Source organism: Acinetobacter sp. 12966 (assembly GCF_031196995.1).
Lineage (GTDB): Bacteria > Pseudomonadota > Gammaproteobacteria > Pseudomonadales > Moraxellaceae > Acinetobacter > Acinetobacter geminorum.
On sequence record NZ_JAVIMC010000136.1, the window covers coordinates 207,491 to 224,877 of the forward strand.

The window sequence follows — 17,387 nt, forward strand, 5'->3', positions numbered from 1 at the left end:
GTTCTCAAACGCAAAAAAGTTTTGTGTATATGGTTGTTTTTTTACCTTATTGGCAAAAATAGAATATATCCATCCCAGTTATAAATCCAGCAAATGGTTGAAATGAAGGTCGAATTATGAAATCTCTAAATAAAATAATGCTTGCAATAGTTACCGCTTCAGCAGCATTAAGTGCAAATGCTGCTCATGTATTGGTTGTATTGTCTGATGAAGGACAGCTAGAGCTAAAAAATGGTCAAATTTTTAAAACGGGCTTTTATTTAAATGAATTGATGCAGCCTACAAAAATGCTTTTAGATGCAGGCCATACAGTAACTTTTGCTACTCCAAAAGGTAAAGCTCCAACATTAGATGAATCATCAAATAATGCGATGTATTTTAACCAAGATGAAAAAGCATTAAAGCAATATTTAGGTTTATTGCATGATCTAAAATTAACATCTGCTCAAGATTCTCCGGTTGTGAGCCTATCTCGTATTGAGCAAATTGGCGTGGGTCAGTTTGATGCTATTTATATTCCAGGTGGACATGCACCTATGCAAGATCTCTTAAAAGATAAACAACTTGGAAAAGTACTTACAGCTTTCCATAAAGCTGGTAAACCTACTGCGTTGGTCTGTCATGGCCCTATTGCGTTGATGTCTACTTTACCTAATGCCTCGGAAGTAGTTGGTCAACTAGAACAAGGTAAAACAGTGAAAACTGGCGAATGGATTTATAAAAATTATCGGATGACTGTAATTAGCAATCAGGAAGAAGAGCAGGCTAAAGCTTTATTAAAAGGTGGAGAAATGAAGTTTTATCCACAAACGGCTTTACAGTCACTTGGCGGTAAGTATCAAAGTAATACCACTGCATGGACTCCAAACGTAGTAGTGGACCGTGAACTTATTACAGGGCAAAATCCGGCGTCGGCTGTTTTGGTGGGTAAAACCTTATTAGAAAAATTAAAATAAGTAGGTTGGGCAAAGAGGTTTTATCAACAAAGCCTCTATTGTCATATAGAGAAAAAAGATGACTTATTATTTCCTACAGAACAGTCAAATTATAGGCAAGTAAATAAATCTTATTCGAAATCATTATATTTATACGCCTCTAGTTATTGGGAAAGTTGATGAATTGGCTGATTATATATGTCATTTAAGCAGCATAATCTGTAAACTATGCGCTATTTTTACGATTTTGCTTATCTTCTATACTTACATAGCGTTCGATAAGCTTTTTGGACTTTTGAGATATTTCCTCTTATGAAAGCGTCACTCCGTTTACGACTTGATCAACTCTGTGATCGACATGAAGAACTTACTGCATTGCTTGCAGATGCTGAAGTGATCTCCGATAACAAACGTTTCCGTAAATTGTCTCGTGAACATAGTGATTTATCTGAAATTACCGAAGTTTGGGGCAAATACCGTCAAGCAGAAGAAGATATTGAAACTGCTGAAATGATGAAGTCGGACCCAGACTTTAAAGATATGGCAGAAGAAGAAATTCAAGCAAATAAAACATTGCTTGAAGAATTAGAAAGCCAACTCAACATTTTGATGATTCCAAAAGATCCAAATGACTCTAATGCTGCGTATTTAGAAATTCGTGCCGGGACAGGCGGTGATGAAGCTGCGATTTTCTCTGGTGATTTGTTCCGCATGTATAGTAAATATGCCGAATCGCAAGGTTGGCGTATTGAAGTCCTTTCTGAAAATGAAGGCGAGCATGGCGGTTTTAAAGAAGTCATTTGCCGTGTAGATGGTGATGGCGTGTATGGCCGCTTAAAGTTTGAAAGTGGCGCGCATCGTGTACAACGTGTTCCAGCAACTGAATCACAAGGTCGTGTGCATACGTCAGCATGTACAGTAGCAATCTTGCCTGAAATTGACGTTGATACTAACGTTGAAATTAATCCGGCAGATTTGCGTATTGATACTTACCGTGCGTCAGGTGCGGGTGGTCAGCACATTAACAAAACCGATTCGGCAGTGCGTATTACTCACATACCAACAGGTACAGTGGTTGAGTGTCAAGAAGAACGTTCACAGCATAAAAATAAAGCTAAGGCGATGGCATTGTTAGTATCACGTCTTGAAAATGCTAAACGTGCAGCAGCCGATGCAGCAACTTCTGAAATGCGCCGTGATTTGGTTGGTTCTGGTGACCGTTCTGAACGTATCCGTACTTATAACTATCCGCAAGGACGTATGACGGACCATCGTATTAACCTAACTTTATATAAGTTAGATGCCATTATGGAAGGTGATTTAACTGAATTACTTGATAGCTTACATCGTGAATATCAAGCAGATCAGCTTGCAATGCTTGCTCAGGAAAATGGCGGCTAATGAACATTGCTCAAGCGCTTGCAATTCGTGGTGAGCCTGACAGTTATGAACGTCAGGAAAATGCTTGGTTACTTGAGCATTTTCTAAAAATCAATTCGCTTGAATTAAAGTTTAAACTTGAGCAAGAGTTAACAGTTCAACAAGAGCAAGACTACTTGGCTGGGCTTGAGCGTATTCAAAATGGTGAACCTTTAGCTTATGTAACAGGTTCACAGCCATTTTGGACGCTCGATTTAAAAGTGACTTCCGATACTTTAGTGCCACGACCAGATACTGAAGTTTTGGTTGAAACCGTTTTAAATTTAAATTTGCCAAAGAATGCGAATATTGTTGATTTGGGAACGGGCACAGGTGCGATTGCACTTGCATTAGCGAGTGAACGCCCAGATTGGCAAGTAACAGCAACTGATATTTATGCACCTACTTTAGAAGTTGCAAAAGAAAATGCGCAAACGCATGGATTACAACAAGTGAAATTTGCCTGCGGTGCTTGGTTTGAAGCACTCGAACCACAACAATTTGATTTAATTGTTTCTAATCCGCCGTATATCGACCCTGAAGATGAGCACATGCAAGCTTTAGCAACAGAACCGCGCCGTGCATTGGTTGCAGATCATCAGGGACTAGCTGATATTGAAATTATTATTGCTCAAGGGAAAAACTGGTTAGAACTACAAGGCTGGATTGCACTAGAGCATGGCTATGATCAGGGGCAAGCTGTTCGAAAAATATTTGCTGAGCATGGTTTTAGTGAAATTAAAACTATTCAAGACTATGGCCAAAATGATCGAGTCACATTAGCATCATTACTAACAAAATAAGAATAACTTAAACTGTAGAATTCAAGGTAGCTTCTCGATATGCACCTGGGCTGACACCTGTCCATTTTTTAAAAGCACGGTGAAATGCACTTGGGTCATGGAAGCTTAAATCTTCACTAATATCTTGAATTGAGTCATTCGTTTTACTTAAGCGTTCAACAGCAATATCACAGCGGATTTCATTTTTAATTTGTTGATAGCTTACACCTTCATGTTTCAGTCTACGTTGAACGGTGGCTTCTGAAATATTGAGTTGGTGAGCTACATCTTTGAGTTCAGGCCATTGTGCAGGGTGGAGTTTCAATAAATGGCGACGAATAAGTACACTCAAGGCATTTTCATTTTTAAAGCGAACTAAAAGATTTTGCGGAGTTTGCTCTAAAAAATCATAAAGCGCTTTTTTATCTTTTTTAATTTTAATATCTAAATAGTGGGCATCGAACTCAACTCGATTTGCCTCAGCATTAAATTGAATGTCTTCACCAAAACGTACAAGATAATCCTGAATATCCTGAGGTTTAGGACAACGTACCATAATAGTATTTAAACCAATTCGCTGGTCTACCAACCAGCACATCAGTCCGTGTACTAATATTAAAAAGGTTGCATAGGTAAACATACGTTTAGGTTGTTCACGATCATGAATCACTAAATAAGCTTTTTCTTGTTCTCGAATGAGTTCTCCGTGCATATCATCTAAAACAAAGTTAAAAAACTTCAAAATATCGTAAAGTGCTTTTTCTAAAGTTTCAGCCGTACTGACGAGTTTAGTCAGTAATTTATAGCTTCCACGACGCATAGGGTGGCTATCCATCCCAAAAAACTCATCGTTCATGGCATTTGCAAGCTCTATCCACAATTGGGCATATGTTGTAACAGGCACACGTGCCTTTGGAGACATCAGTAATTCAGCGGGGATGCCTGCTTTATTTAGAATTATTTGTGTATTTAGACCTTTGGCATAAGCCGCACTCAGTGCTTCATGTACTAGTGCAATCGAAATTGTGCCTTTACTTAAAGAAGATTGGACAACCATGTCAAAGACTCATATTTTCTTCATATATTTCAAGTGAAATACTACATATTTAAAATTTGGATTGATCAAAAGCTGCAAACATTTTGAGGCTTTTTGAAATTGTATCGGAAAACAACAACTTTTACTCTCACTACTAAGTTTAAAGAACATTTCTATAGGACATTACATAATGAAAATTCAAGGGAAACATTTCGTCATTACAGGTGGTGGCTCAGGTTTGGGTGCTGCAACAGCTGAGTATTTAGTCCAGCAAGGTGCTTCGGTTACCTTGGTAGACATGAATATAGAAGCAGGCGAGCAACAAGCGAAACAGTTGGGGCCAAAAGCTGACTTTGTAAGACTTGATGTAACCGATGAAGCTGCTGCTGAACAGTTCTTTAAAGATATGTTGGTCAAACATGGTCATTTGCATGGTTTGGTTAACTGTGCGGGTATTGGCCCTTCTGCAAAAGTGGTTGGTCGTGAAGGCGTACATGATTTGGCATTATTTTCAAGGACTTTAAATATTAATGTTACAGGTACATTTAACATGCTGCGTTTTGCAGCAGATGTAATGAGTAAAAACACGGTTGAAGAAGGTGAAGAAGACCGTGGTGTGATTGTAAACACTGCGTCTGTGGCGGCATTTGACGGCCAAATTGGTCAGGCAGCTTATTCAGCTTCTAAAGGCGCTATTGTGGCGATGACTTTGCCGATTGCTCGTGAGCTAGCGCGACATGCTATTCGTATTATGACCATTGCGCCAGGAATTATGGAAACCCCAATGCTTAAGGGCATGCCACAAAATGTGCAAGATGCTTTGGGACAAATGGTGCCATATCCATCTCGTTTAGGAAAACCAGCAGAATTCGCCCGTTTGGTGGCACATATTGCTGAAAACTCTTACTTAAATGGTGAAGTCATCCGTCTAGATGGTGCAATTCGTATGGCAGCAAAATAATAAAAATAAGGATGCGGAAATGATCTTAAATGCTGAGCAAAGTATGGTTCAGGAGATGATGCGTAACTATGCGCAGAATCAGTTAAAACCAACAGCCGGACATCGCGATAAAACCCATGAGTTTCCTGCTCAGGAATTAAAAGATTTAGGGGCACTAGGTGCTATGGGCATGACCGTTCCAAATGAATGGGGCGGTGCTGGAATGGACTATGTATCTTTGGTGCTTGCAATTGAAGAAATTGCCGCAGGTGATGGTGCTATTTCGACTATCGTAAGTGTTCAAAATTCATTGATTTGCGGTATTACACTGGCGTATGGTTCGGATCAGCAAAAACAAACCTATTTGCCAAAATTTGCATCTGGTGAATGGCTAGGATGTTTTTGTTTAACTGAGCCTCATGTCGGTTCCGATGCGAGCGCAATTCTATGTAAAGCCGAGCGAGATGGCGACCATTGGGTACTCAATGGCGTAAAGCAATTTATTACCAGTGGCAAAAATGCCCAAGTGGCTTTGGTACTTGCGGTTACAGATAAACAGGCTGGCAAAAAAGGCATTTCGTGCTTTCTTGTACCGACCAATACACAAGGTTATTTAGTGACTCGTATTGAAGACAAAATGGGTCAACATGCTTCGGACACCGCAACCATTACTCTCGAAAACTGCCGGATTCCTTTAGAAAATTTGGTGGGTCAAGAAGGTGAAGGTTATAAAATTGCACTTTCTAATTTGGCGGCTGGACGTATTGGTATTGGCGCTCAATCGGTGGGTATGGCAAGAGCGGCTTTTGATGCAGCTGTGCAATATGCAAATGAGCGTAAAGCTTTTGGAGTCGAATTAGTTCAGCATCAGGCGGTTGGTTTCCGGTTAGCCGATATGGCGACCCAGATTGAAGCTGCGCATCAGTTGGTTTTGCATGCTGCAACTTTAAAAGATGCTGGGCTGCCTTGTTTAAAAGAAGCCTCAATGGCAAAGCTATTTGCATCAACTATGGCTGAGCGAGTATGTTCGGATGCGATCCAGATTCATGGTGGTTATGGCTACGTGAGTGATTTCCCTGTAGAGAGAATTTATCGTGATGTTCGTGTAAGCCAGATTTATGAAGGTGCTTCGGATATTCAACGCTTGGTGATTGCTCGCGAAGTGGCTCAAGTTTAAATATTAGATTTTAAAAAAGAGTCACTGGCTGCAAAAAACCGCAATTGTTATGCGGTTTTTTGCAATTAAATGAAACTCACTTTTTAATGATTAAATTTGAGCTTTGACTTCCTCACCAATTAAATAAAAGGTTCCTCCAGCAATATAGTGCAGACTTCGAAGTTCTTTCGGTGCATCTTGAAAATGCCAGTGCCCATCTCTAAAGACACGGCTATCTGCCCATGCACCTACAACAGAACCAATAAATAAATCATGAGCTGATTGATTATGCGGTTCAGAAATAAGTTTACATACAAGCCATGCGACGCAACCTGATACAAGTGGGCTGGTAAGGCCTTCTTGATAGAATAGCTCAACACCGCAATGCTCAAGTTTTTCTGGATCATCCAACTTACTAATGGTACCAAGTTGATGAGTTAGATCGAGCTGTGCATAGCAAGGAACTTGTAGTGTGAAATAGCCACTTTGCTCAACGAGCTGTCGTGTTTTAGTGCTTTTGTCGAGAACAACGGATACTTTGGCTGGCTTGAATTCTAAGGCACATGCCCATGCGGCGGCCATTACATTACGGTCGTCACCATGTTGTGCGGAAACAAGGACAGTTGGACCATGATTTAACAAACGATAAGCTTTTTCTAACTCTACAGGTGCAATATATGATTGGGACATATTTAGCCTAAGTAATACAGAAAATAGATAGCGTTATTGTTGCAGAAAGTGTGAGAGAAGTAATGTGATAGGGTATTAACCGAATAAAAAAAGTTGTTTCCATTTTATAGCTTTCATAATAACGAACTTAATCATAAAATCACTTGGCTTCTAAGTGAAAGGATTAACGCGTGACCGAGCTTCAAGATATCGATTTTGTAGAGTTAAGTGATGAAGAAATGCATCTCTATAGCCGTCAGATTTTACTTGATGGATGGGATATTGAAGCTCAGGAAAAACTCAAACTTGCTAATGTACTGATTGTCGGTGCCGGTGGAATAGGCTGTACCAGTGCGGAATTACTAGCGCGAGCAGGAGTTGGGAAAATTACATTGATTGATGCAGATACGATCGAGATAAGTAATTTACAACGACAAATCGCATTTGGTCATGAAGATATTGGTCGCTACAAGGCAGAGATTTTGGCTAAACGGTTACAGAAAATTAACCCTTATATCTGTGTTGAATACTACAACGAACGTTTAGACGAACATAACATTGATAGACTTATTGAACACCAAGATGTGGTTTTAGATGGCTGCGATAATTTTACAACCCGTTATCTGGTAAATGCAGCTTGTAAGAAACATCAGGTCGCATTAATTAGCGCTTCAGCAATTGGTTTTCAGGCGCAAATGTTTATGGTTGAAGGTGATTCAGCTTGTTATGAATGCCTTTTTCCGAAAGAACAGCATAGCAATGAAGGGCTGCGCTGTGCAGAGTCAGGGGTACTTGCAACCACCCCTGTAATGATAGCGTCATTACAATCACATCACACTTTGCTGTATTTAGGTTTAAATCGTGTACCTTTAAAGCAGAAACTATTATTGTGGGATGGTTTAAATATGACACAACGTATTGTTAGTTTTGATAAAGATGTAAATTGCCCACTTTGTCAGGCAAGCTAATCAGTAAATTAAACAAAATTTGCTACACTCAACCTGAATGATTTGGTTTTGAAGAAATATGAAAAAAAATATTTTGTTTGATGGGCTACGTTCAGTCGCCCGCATTGGTGAAACAGCAGTGGTTGCCGCCAAAGCTGGAATTAAATACGCAACTGAAAAACCAAGTAATGCCAAACTCATGCGAGAGACTTTTGAGTCCCTTGGTTCAACTTATATTAAGCTTGGTCAGTTTATTGCGAGTACGCCATCGCTTTTCCCACGTGAATATGTAGAAGAATTTCAAGGTTGTTTAGACCAGACACCAACACTACCATTTAGTTATATTCAAGGTGTGCTTGCATCTGAGTTTGAAGGACGTGATTTAAGCCAGATTTTTAGCTACATCGATGAAAAGCCATTAGCTTCTGCTTCAATTGCTCAGGTTCATGCAGCTAAGCTGACTACAGGTGAAGATGTGGTTATTAAAGTACAAAAGCCTGGCGTTGAAACCATTTTATATACGGACTTAAGTGTGGTGCATTGGGCTGCCAAGCTGCTTGAACGCGCAGTACCAAAGATCAAATTCGCAGCTCTTTCAGAAATTGTAGATGAAATTAAAAGCCGTATGGTCCGTGAAGTCGATTTCATTGAAGAAGCACAAAACCTAGATGATTTTGTGGAATATCTTAATATTTCACAAAATAAAGCAGCGACAGCGCCTAAAGTTTATCATCAGTTTTCTACGCGCCGTGTCTTAACTATGCAGCGTTTATACGGTGTGTCTTTGACAGATTTTAGTGTCGTAAAACAATATGCTAAAGATCCATCGCAAGTACTGATTACTGCTATGAATACATGGTTTGGTAGTCTCATGTTGTGTAAGAGTTTCCATGCTGACTTACATGCTGGGAACTTAATGTTGCTTGAAGATGGGCGTATTGGTTTTATCGATTTTGGTATCGTGGGACAGTTAAAACCTGAAGTTTGGACTGCATGTATTGCATTTATGGATGCCTTACAAAAAACTGATTATCAGGCAATGGCTGAAAATATGCTGAAAATGGGCATGACACATAACAAAATTGACGTTCAGGTGTTGGCTCAAGATCTAGAGCGTTTGTTTAATGGCGTATTAATGGCCGATCCGCAACAGATCTTGTCTTCAAATCCAGCCGATTTAAATGACATTATGATGGATATGGTAGGTGTAGGCGAGCGCCACGGGATTAAATTCCCACGTGATTTTGCCTTATTATTTAAGCAAATGCTTTATTTCGATCGTTTTATGCGCGTACTCGCACCATATACTGATATTTATGCAGACCAACGTTTGAAAATGGTTCAAAATATGGAACCTGCTTCGTTATTAAAGCACTAAGGTCAGTTTAAATTTATGGATGCCATTATTATTGAAGGCTTGAAAGTTGAGACAGTGATTGGCTGTTTCAACTGGGAAAGACAAATCATTCAACCTTTAATGTTGGATTTAACCATCCATAATGATTTGAGCCGAGCAGCAGAGTCTGACAAGCTTGAGGACACTCTCAACTATGCGCAGATTTGTGAGTTATCGGCTCAAAACATTCAACAAGCTAAACCTGAATTAATCGAGCATGCAGCACATCTGGTTTTACAATGTTTGTTTGAAACCTTTCCATCAATTGAAAAAATTACCATAACCATCCGTAAGCCAGCCATCATTGCAGAAGCAAATGCTGTAGGAATTCGTCTTGAACGCACCAGAAACAATTTTTGCGCTCGCCCTAGCGAGTAATTTAGACGCAGATCAGCACTTTACTTTTGCTTATACGCAATTGGCAACATTGGGGAAAGTGCAGTTTTCATCTGTTTATCAAATTCCATGCCGAGATGGTATTGGAGATGATTATTGGAATTCAGCATGTCTATTAAAAAGCACTTTATCGTGTGACCAAATTGAATCTTTTCTAAAGAAACTTGAGACAGATTCGGGGCGTGTTCGTCCGTCGCATCATATTTCTTTAGATGTAGATTTGATTGCATGGGGAAGTGATCTGGACCATATGCAATTTAATTTTAAAAAGCTACCTTTGGCACTCGATGTAAAAATTCCTTTATATGAACTTTGGCCTTGTGAGACCTTAAAGGCTGATAGCACACTTTATCCAGTCGTTAATTTTAAAGTTTAATGCCTTTCAAACTAGATTTTACGCAAACTTTACGCGGTCTTTGACTTCCTCAATAGAGAATTTACGGGCATTTTATCGATACTGAAATTCACTAAATTAGTGTTATTTCAGGACAATAAAGATGCTTATAAATTCTCAAATGCGCATCTTGCATCAGTCTGGCATTGTCTTATGCGGACTTAAAACAAATGATATTTCTCTATCTCTCCTTATTTCCAGTTTGGCAAATCAAGCCAAGGGGTATAGAGGAGAATAGCCATGTTAGAACTTATACTTGTTTTATTTATTGCTATTTTTCTAGCATGGTGCCTCAGTAAATATCTATCCAAAGTGATGGCGAATGAGCCGATGTGGGGTGATGGATTATTTCGTTGGATTGAAAATCCTGTATACCGCTTATTAGGTGTCTCTCCACAGCAACAAATGAACTGGAAACAATATTCTCTATCATTTGTTGTGAGCTGTATTTTTCTTGCAGTGGCTATTCTTACTATTTTTATGACGCAAGCATGGCTACCATTAAACCCTAACCATGCACCAAATATGAGTTGGGATTTAGCGTTACACACGGTTATTTCATTTTTAACTAATACCAACCAACAGCATTATTCTGGTCAAGCTCAATTATCTTATTTGTCGCAAATGACAGGTATTGTAGGTTTGCAAGTCATTACTCCAATGATGGGGCTGGCTTTGGTTGTTGCAACATTAAGAGCTTTCTTTTATCAGCGTCCAAGCCATATTACGGCCGATGTTGCCGAGCAGCCAGATCAAATTTTAATTGGGAACTATTGGGCAGATGTAATTCGTCCTACAGTTCGCTTTTTGCTTCCACTCTGTTTTGTCTGGTCATTGTTGCTTAACAGCCAAGGCGTGCCAGCAACTTTCCAAGGTGGGCCAGAAGTACAACTTATTGATAAAGCCAATAGCGTTGAAACTCAAAAAATTCCTTTAGGGCCAGTTGCGCCAATGGTAGCGATTAAGCAATTGGGTAGTAATGGTGGCGGTTGGTATGGTCCAAATAGTTCTGTGCCTTTAGAAAATCCAACACCACTTTCTAATTTACTAGAAATGATTGCGATTTTACTTATTCCAATCACAGTCATTTTTATGGTAGGGCATTTTACTCAGCGTAAAAAATTTGCCTACTTTGTGTTTGGCAGCATGCTTTTCATGTCGATTATTTCAGGTGCAGCTGCTGTCTGGTCTGAGAGTATGTCATCGACAGCATCTCAGCTTGCCGTAATGGAAGGTAAAGAACAACGATTTGGACCAGCAGCATCAGCAGTTTGGGCAGCGCTTACTACACAGGTGAATAACGGCTCGGTCAATATGATGCATGATTCTTCTGCGCCGCTTACTGGTTTAGTCGAACTCATCAACATGCTGATTAATGCGATTTGGGGTGGTGTGGGCTGTGGTCTGCAACAGTTCATGATTTATCTGTTACTCGCAGTATTTATTGCTGGTTTAATGACAGGTCGTACCCCTGAGTTGTTTGGGCGCAAGATTGAAGCCGCAGAAATTAAGTTACTCGCGATTATTATCTTGATTCAACCGCTGGTTATTCTTGCCTTTACTGCATTAACCCTCAGCATTCCGAGTCTATCAGGCATCAGCAATCCAGGACCACATGGTATTAGCCAAGTGTTCTACGAATATGTTTCTGCATTTGCCAACAATGGTTCAGGTTTTGAAGGTCTTGGAGACAACACTGTATGGTGGAATGTCACTTGTAGTATCGCTCTACTGTTAGGACGTTTTCCGACCTTAATTTTGCCATTAATGATTGCGACACGTTTAGCAGCAAAAAGAAAAGCACCCGAAACAGCAGGTAGTCTTCAAGTTGAAACGCCAACCTTTGCTTTAACGCTGATTACGATCGTTGTGTTGCTTACCTTATTACAATTTATGCCAGTTCTTGTCCTTGGGCCTATTGCCGATCAACTTTTGTTGGTTAAAGGCTAAGGAGGCGAGTGAAAATGAATATACAAACTCATGTAAATAGCCATAAAAAAACAATGGCAGTACCAAATTTTGAAGTTTGGAAAAATGCATTTGTGAAATTGCTACCACAACATGCAATTAAAAACCCTGTGATGGCAATTGTATGGCTTGGGACAGTGGTTACTGGAATCAGTACCATTTTGGGTTATACCACACTTTTATTTGGTTTGGCAGTAACAGCTATCCTGTTCATTACCATTTTATTTGCTAATTATGCTGAAGCTGTTGCAGAGGCTAGAGGTCGTGGTCAGGCATCTTCATTGCGTGCAGCAAGAGAAAACTTAACTGCTCGAAGACTCAATTCTTTGACCGACCGTCAAGCGACTCAAGTTGCAGCGACCGAACTTCATTTAAATGATTTTATTGAAGTTCATGCAGGTGAGCTTGTTCCAGCCGATGGTGAAATTGTAGAAGGTTTTGCCACCATTAATGAATCGGCTGTTACAGGTGAATCGGCACCCGTATTACGTGAAGCTGGAACTGACCGTTCAGGTGTTATTGGCGGGACTAAAGTTCTTACAGATCGTATTGTTGTGCAAGTGACTGCGGAATCTGGTCAAAGTTTCTTAGACCGTATGATTGCTTTGGTTGAAGGTTCAAATCGCCAGAAAACTCCGAACGAGATTGCACTTGGCTTTTTGTTAATGGTGATGACACTCACGTTTTTAATTGTCGTGATTAGCTTGCCATTTATTGCTAATTATTTGCATGTTGAACTTGATCCGGTGGTGCTCGTAGCGTTATTGGTCTGCCTAATTCCAACAACCATTGGTGGCTTGTTACCTGCGATTGGTATTGCGGGGATGAACCGTGCACTCAAAGCCAATGTTTTGGCAAAATCAGGTAAAGCGGTAGAAGTTGCGGGTGACATTGATGTGCTTTTACTCGATAAAACAGGAACCATTACCTATGGTGACCGTCAAGCGACTTCTTTTTATCCTTTAACTTCGGTAACCGAGTCTGAGTTGAGAGCTGCTGCTTGGGTAAGTTCACTTGCGGATCCAACACCAGAAGGGAAATCGATTGTTAAGTTAGCAAAAGAGCAAGGTCTAAAACAGCAAGAACCTGAGCAAGCCGAATTTATCTCTTTTAGTGCTTCGACTCGAATTTCTGGTGTGAATTTACCGAGTGGTGACCAAATTCGTAAAGGTGCTTTAGATGCAATCTTGAAGTTTGTAGATGAAGATTATTCTCAAGATTTAGAGTTAAAAGCGCGTGTTGAACAAGTTGCTAAAAAAGGTGCAACACCTTTAGTCGTCGCTAATCAACATCATGTGTTGGGTGTGATTGAACTTTCAGATGTGATTAAACACGGCATTAAAGAACGTTTTGCCCGTTTAAGAGAAATGGGCATCAAAACCGTCATGGTTACAGGTGATAACCCATTAACTGCTGCCGCGATTGCTGCTGAAGCTGGTGTAGATGACTATATTGCTGAAGCAAAACCGGAAGATAAACTGGCCTGTATTCGTACTGAACAACAACAAGGCCGTTTAGTGGCTATGGTTGGTGATGGAACCAATGATGCTCCGGCATTAGCGCAAGCAGATATTGGTTTAGCCATGAATTCGGGCACACAAGCTGCAAAAGAAGCTGGCAATATGGTTGATTTAGACTCTGACCCAACCAAACTACTTGCTGTGGTTGAAATTGGTAAACAACAGTTGATTACCCGTGGTGCTTTAACAACGTTTTCTTTAGCAAACGATGTCTCTAAATACTTTGCCATTTTGCCTGCATTGTTCGCTGCTGCGATTCCACAAATGCAAGTATTGAATGTGATGCACTTAGCAAGTCCAAGCAGCGCGATTTTATCTGCATTAATTTTTAACGCGATCATTATCCCGTTATTAATTCCAATTGCTCTTCGAGGTGTGAAATTTAAACCTTCGACTGCAACTCAGTTACTACGTCGGAATATGTTGATTTATGGGGTGGGGGGTGTGGTTCTACCATTCATTGCCATTAAAGCGATTGATGTTGTGATTGTTCAATTATTTGGTTTGTAATCTGGAGTTTGAAATGAAAACTTATATACAAAATTCAGAAGCAAATTGGGGGCAGACCTTAAGAGCATCTTTCGGACTTCTAATTTTTACCTTAGTTGGTTGTGGTGCTTATAGTGCTATCGCTACTGGCGCTGGACAGGTTTTATTCAATAATCAGGCCAATGGTAGTTTGATTGAAATAGATCATAAAGTTTTAGGGTCAAAATTAGTCGCTCAGCCATTTGTTGGAGAGGCTTATTTTCATCCACGTCCTTCAGCAGTCGCTTATGACCCGATGGCTATGGCAGGTACAAATTTAGCTCGTACTAATCCTGAACTGCAGCAACAAATTGATGCTCAGATTCTTGCTGTGAAAAAACAAGATCACACGGGCAATACACCTATTCCAAGTGATTTGGTGACTAAATCTGGTAGTGGTATCGATCCACATATTAGTCCCGAAGCCGCTCAGTTACAGGTGGCTCGAGTGGCTCAAGCGCGCCATTTAGACCCTAAGATTGTGGAAGGGCTATTGCAAAAGCATATTGAACCGATGCAGTTTGGTGTATTAGGACAAGCTCGTGTTAATGTATTAGAGCTCAATATTGCTTTAGATCAATTACAATCTACACATTAACTTAAAAATAAAGTTGTTAGTTTACCGGATGATATCAAGTGCAAAGCAATCGCGAAAATCAGGCTGAAGCCTTATTAAATCATGTCAACAGATATCAAGCCGGTCGACTAACGGTCTTTTTAGGTGCGGCACCTGGTGTCGGAAAAACCTATGCCATGCTTGCCCGCGCCAAAGAGTTATTTCAACAGGGCACAGATGTTGTTGTGGGTATTGTTGAAACCCATGGAAGAATAGAAACTCTAAAAATTTTGGAAGGCTTGCCTCAAATTGCTAGAAAGGAAATGCAATATCAGGGGCATATTTTAGAAGAAATGGACTTGGATGCTATTTTACTTAGGCATCCGCAAATCGTTTTGGTCGATGAGTTGGCTCATCGTAACGTACCGAATAGTCGTCATGAACGACGGTGGCAAGATGTTAATGAGTTGCTAGACGCAGGTATTGATGTATTCACCACTATAAATATTCAACATTTAGAAAGCTTAAATGATGTGGTCTATCAAATTACAGGCATTCGAGTAAATGAAACAGTACCAGATCGGGTATTTGATCGTATTCGAGACATTCGCTTAATAGATTTACCCGTCAGTGAGCTTATTGAAAGGCTCCATCAAGGAAAAGTCTATGTGCCAGAGCAAGCAAATCTGGCATTACAAGGCTTTTTTAGTATTTCAAATTTAACGGCATTACGTGAACTGGCAATGCAATGCGTTGCTGAGCATGTCGATTCAGACTTAAAAGAGAGTTATGCCTCAAAGGGTTTGAAATCTATATCGTTGCGAAATGAATTGATGATTGCGATAGATGGGCAAGGCTCTTCTGAATATTTAGTGCGAGCAGGCTGTCGTTTAGCAGAACGTAATGGTGCTACATGGACTGTAGTGAATGTTGCTAAAAGTTTGGACTTTGGACAGAGTTCAGGAAATTCATATAAAAAAGAATATATTGAAATCGACCGTGCATTTGAGTTGGCTCGACAACTTGGCGGTCGGACCGAAGTTTTATATGGGCCACGAGTTGCTTCGGTGTTAATGGATGCTGCGCTTGATCGAGGAATATCAAATCTGGTTATTGGCAAAAGTATTTCGCCGTGGTGGTTAAAGTTATTTAAGAAAAATTTAGCCCAGCAATTATTAAATCAAGAAAACTCGATTGCTTTAACGATTTTGCACCCAGAACAGGGCACTAAAAAGATAACTCAACTTGAAAAGCCTTCATTTTTATCATTAAAAGAAAGTGTTTTTGTTTTAGCGGTAACATGTGCCAGCATTTTTATAGCTCACTTTGCCGAAGTTCTCTTAGGTATTGAAGACTTTTCTGTCATTTTCATTATTTCAGTTTTAATTGTAGCGACGAAAACTAGAATGCTCGCTGCTGTAGTCGCAGCTTTAATCTGTTTCTTAGCCTATAATTTTTTCTTTATTGCACCACGTTTTACCTTACAAATTTCAGCACACCAAGGCGTGGTCACTGTTGTTGCTTTTTTTGCGGCTGCTTTAATTGCTGGACGGTTGGCCTCTCAATTACGTCAGCAGGTTTTATCCTTAAAAGCTGCAAATGCTTACACTATGGTAATGCAAGACTTAGCACGTAAACTTTCTAGTGCAGTAAATCTTGAAGAAGTTATGCAAACAGGACGAATGACTTTAGAAACCCAACTTCAAACTAAGGTGTGGATTTCTATTCAAGATAGAGTCATTTCATCTGATATAGAGTTAAACGATAAAGAAAAAGTCGCGGCAGATTGGTGCTTAAAACATCAACAACCGTGCGGACGTTTTACCGATACTCTGAGTCAATCCAACTGGTGGTTTTTACCACTTTTAGAACAAAAAAATAGCCTAGGTATTGTAGGAATTTACTTTAATGATGAAGTGGTTTCCTTAAATTTTGAGCAAAAGAAATTGACTGAAAGTGTAATTGAGTACATTGCACAGGCTGTACTTCGAACCCAATTGGTCAATGAACTTGAACAAGCAAAAGTAACCAGTGAAACAGAGCGCTTACGTTCTGCTTTATTATCTTCGGTATCGCATGATTTGCGCTCGCCACTCGCTTCTATTATTGGGGCAGCAGACACACTTGCGAATTTTAAAGCTGATATGTCCGAACAAGACCAGCAAGATTTACTTGAAACAATTCATTTAGAAGGTGAGCGCTTAGACCGTTATATTCAAAACTTGCTTGATATGACACGCTTAGGTCACGAAGGTCTAACTTTAAAAAGAGATTGGATTGGTGTAGATGAATTAATTGGTTCGGCAACCCGCCGGTTAAAGCGTTATAAACCAGATACGCAAGTGGTAATTCAGTTACCTGAGCAACAGATTAGTTTGTATGTCCACCCAGCACTGGTAGAACAAGCTATTTTTAATGTTTTAGAAAATGCTGCAAACTTTTCACCTCCCGATGAGCCAGTCATGATTCGTGCTCAACTTTTGTCAGAAGATGAAGTAAAAATTGAAATTGAAGATAGAGGTGCGGGAATCCCTGAAGACGAAAGACACCGCATTTTCGATATGTTTTATACTATGGAGCGTGGAGACCGTGGAAAATTCGGTACAGGTTTAGGGCTAACAATTGTAAAAGCGATTATTGGTGCTCATATGGGTACAATAGAAGCATTTTCAGGGCGCCAAAATAAAGGTACTTTAATTCAAATCAAATTACCCATTCATCCAGTAAAAGAATAAGTTGTAAATT

Annotated in this window: 15 protein-coding genes; 13 read left to right on the plus strand and 2 right to left on the minus strand. The window is 39.9% G+C overall.

The genetic code is table 11. The features are described from left to right. Positions 1–116 precede the first annotated feature (116 nt). The 3 genes from RFW85_RS19895 (at position 117) to prmC (ending at position 3,157) form a co-directional block, all read left to right on the plus strand. On the plus strand, positions 117–956 hold the full coding sequence (locus RFW85_RS19895) for a type 1 glutamine amidotransferase domain-containing protein (protein ID WP_216076507.1): 840 nt from the start codon (positions 117–119) through the stop codon (positions 954–956). 291 nt (positions 957–1,247) lie between these two features. Beyond that, on the plus strand, positions 1,248–2,336 hold the full coding sequence (prfA, locus tag RFW85_RS19900) for a peptide chain release factor 1 (protein ID WP_170248095.1): 1,089 nt from the start codon (positions 1,248–1,250) through the stop codon (positions 2,334–2,336). Next, positions 2,336–3,157: a peptide chain release factor N(5)-glutamine methyltransferase gene (prmC, locus tag RFW85_RS19905; RefSeq protein WP_170248096.1), complete on the plus strand. Its 822-nt coding sequence runs from the start codon at positions 2,336–2,338 to the stop codon at positions 3,155–3,157. Before prfA ends, prmC begins: the two co-directional genes overlap by 1 nt. A 7-nt stretch (positions 3,158–3,164) precedes the next feature. Here the strand turns inward: prmC and RFW85_RS19910 are convergent, their stop codons facing one another. After that, positions 3,165–4,193: an AraC family transcriptional regulator gene (locus RFW85_RS19910; protein WP_170248097.1), complete on the minus strand. Its 1,029-nt coding sequence runs from the start codon at positions 4,191–4,193 to the stop codon at positions 3,165–3,167. 169 nt (positions 4,194–4,362) lie between these two features. On the opposite strand from RFW85_RS19910, the gene RFW85_RS19915 reads away from it, so the two are divergent. Both RFW85_RS19915 and RFW85_RS19920 read left to right on the plus strand, forming a co-directional pair. After that, positions 4,363–5,133: a 3-hydroxyacyl-CoA dehydrogenase gene (locus tag RFW85_RS19915; RefSeq protein ID WP_170248098.1), complete on the plus strand. Its 771-nt coding sequence runs from the start codon at positions 4,363–4,365 to the stop codon at positions 5,131–5,133. Positions 5,134–5,152: 19 nt separating this feature from the next. Beyond that, positions 5,153–6,289, plus strand: a complete 1,137-nt coding sequence (locus tag RFW85_RS19920; protein WP_170248099.1) for an acyl-CoA dehydrogenase family protein — start codon at positions 5,153–5,155, stop codon at positions 6,287–6,289. A 90-nt stretch (positions 6,290–6,379) separates the two neighbouring features. Here the strand turns inward: RFW85_RS19920 and RFW85_RS19925 are convergent, their stop codons facing one another. Further along, the gene (locus RFW85_RS19925; protein ID WP_170248100.1) at positions 6,380–6,958 is read right to left on the minus strand and encodes a flavin reductase family protein; all 579 of its coding nucleotides are present in this window, start codon (positions 6,956–6,958) and stop codon (positions 6,380–6,382) included. 170 nt (positions 6,959–7,128) lie between these two features. On the opposite strand from RFW85_RS19925, the gene RFW85_RS19930 reads away from it, so the two are divergent. From RFW85_RS19930 to RFW85_RS19965, 8 genes are all read left to right on the plus strand, one after another. After that, positions 7,129–7,905 (plus strand): HesA/MoeB/ThiF family protein, encoded by a 777-nt coding sequence (locus RFW85_RS19930; protein ID WP_170248101.1) that lies wholly within the window; start codon positions 7,129–7,131, stop codon positions 7,903–7,905. Between the two features lie 58 nt (positions 7,906–7,963). After that, a complete protein-coding gene (locus RFW85_RS19935; protein ID WP_002119658.1) occupies positions 7,964–9,262 on the plus strand; it encodes an AarF/ABC1/UbiB kinase family protein in 1,299 nt (432 codons plus the stop codon). Positions 9,263–9,277: 15 nt separating this feature from the next. After that, positions 9,278–9,658 carry a dihydroneopterin aldolase gene (gene folB, locus RFW85_RS19940; RefSeq protein WP_170248102.1) on the plus strand — a complete coding sequence of 127 codons (381 nt, stop codon included), beginning with the start codon at positions 9,278–9,280 and terminating at the stop codon, positions 9,656–9,658. Beyond that, positions 9,615–10,052 (plus strand): 2-amino-4-hydroxy-6-hydroxymethyldihydropteridine diphosphokinase, encoded by a 438-nt coding sequence (locus tag RFW85_RS19945; RefSeq protein ID WP_170248103.1) that lies wholly within the window; start codon positions 9,615–9,617, stop codon positions 10,050–10,052. Before folB ends, RFW85_RS19945 begins: the two co-directional genes overlap by 44 nt. 258 nt (positions 10,053–10,310) lie before the next feature. Next, positions 10,311–12,020 (plus strand): potassium-transporting ATPase subunit KdpA, encoded by a 1,710-nt coding sequence (kdpA, locus tag RFW85_RS19950; RefSeq protein WP_170248104.1) that lies wholly within the window; start codon positions 10,311–10,313, stop codon positions 12,018–12,020. 8 nt (positions 12,021–12,028) lie between these two features. Further along, a complete protein-coding gene (gene kdpB / locus RFW85_RS19955; protein ID WP_170248105.1) occupies positions 12,029–14,068 on the plus strand; it encodes a potassium-transporting ATPase subunit KdpB in 2,040 nt (679 codons plus the stop codon). Positions 14,069–14,081: 13 nt separating this feature from the next. Next, on the plus strand, positions 14,082–14,684 hold the full coding sequence (gene kdpC, locus RFW85_RS19960; RefSeq protein ID WP_170248106.1) for a potassium-transporting ATPase subunit KdpC: 603 nt from the start codon (positions 14,082–14,084) through the stop codon (positions 14,682–14,684). Positions 14,685–14,722: 38 nt separating this feature from the next. Then, the gene (locus RFW85_RS19965) at positions 14,723–17,377 is read left to right on the plus strand and encodes a sensor histidine kinase KdpD (RefSeq protein ID WP_170248107.1); all 2,655 of its coding nucleotides are present in this window, start codon (positions 14,723–14,725) and stop codon (positions 17,375–17,377) included. Positions 17,378–17,387 lie beyond the last annotated feature (10 nt).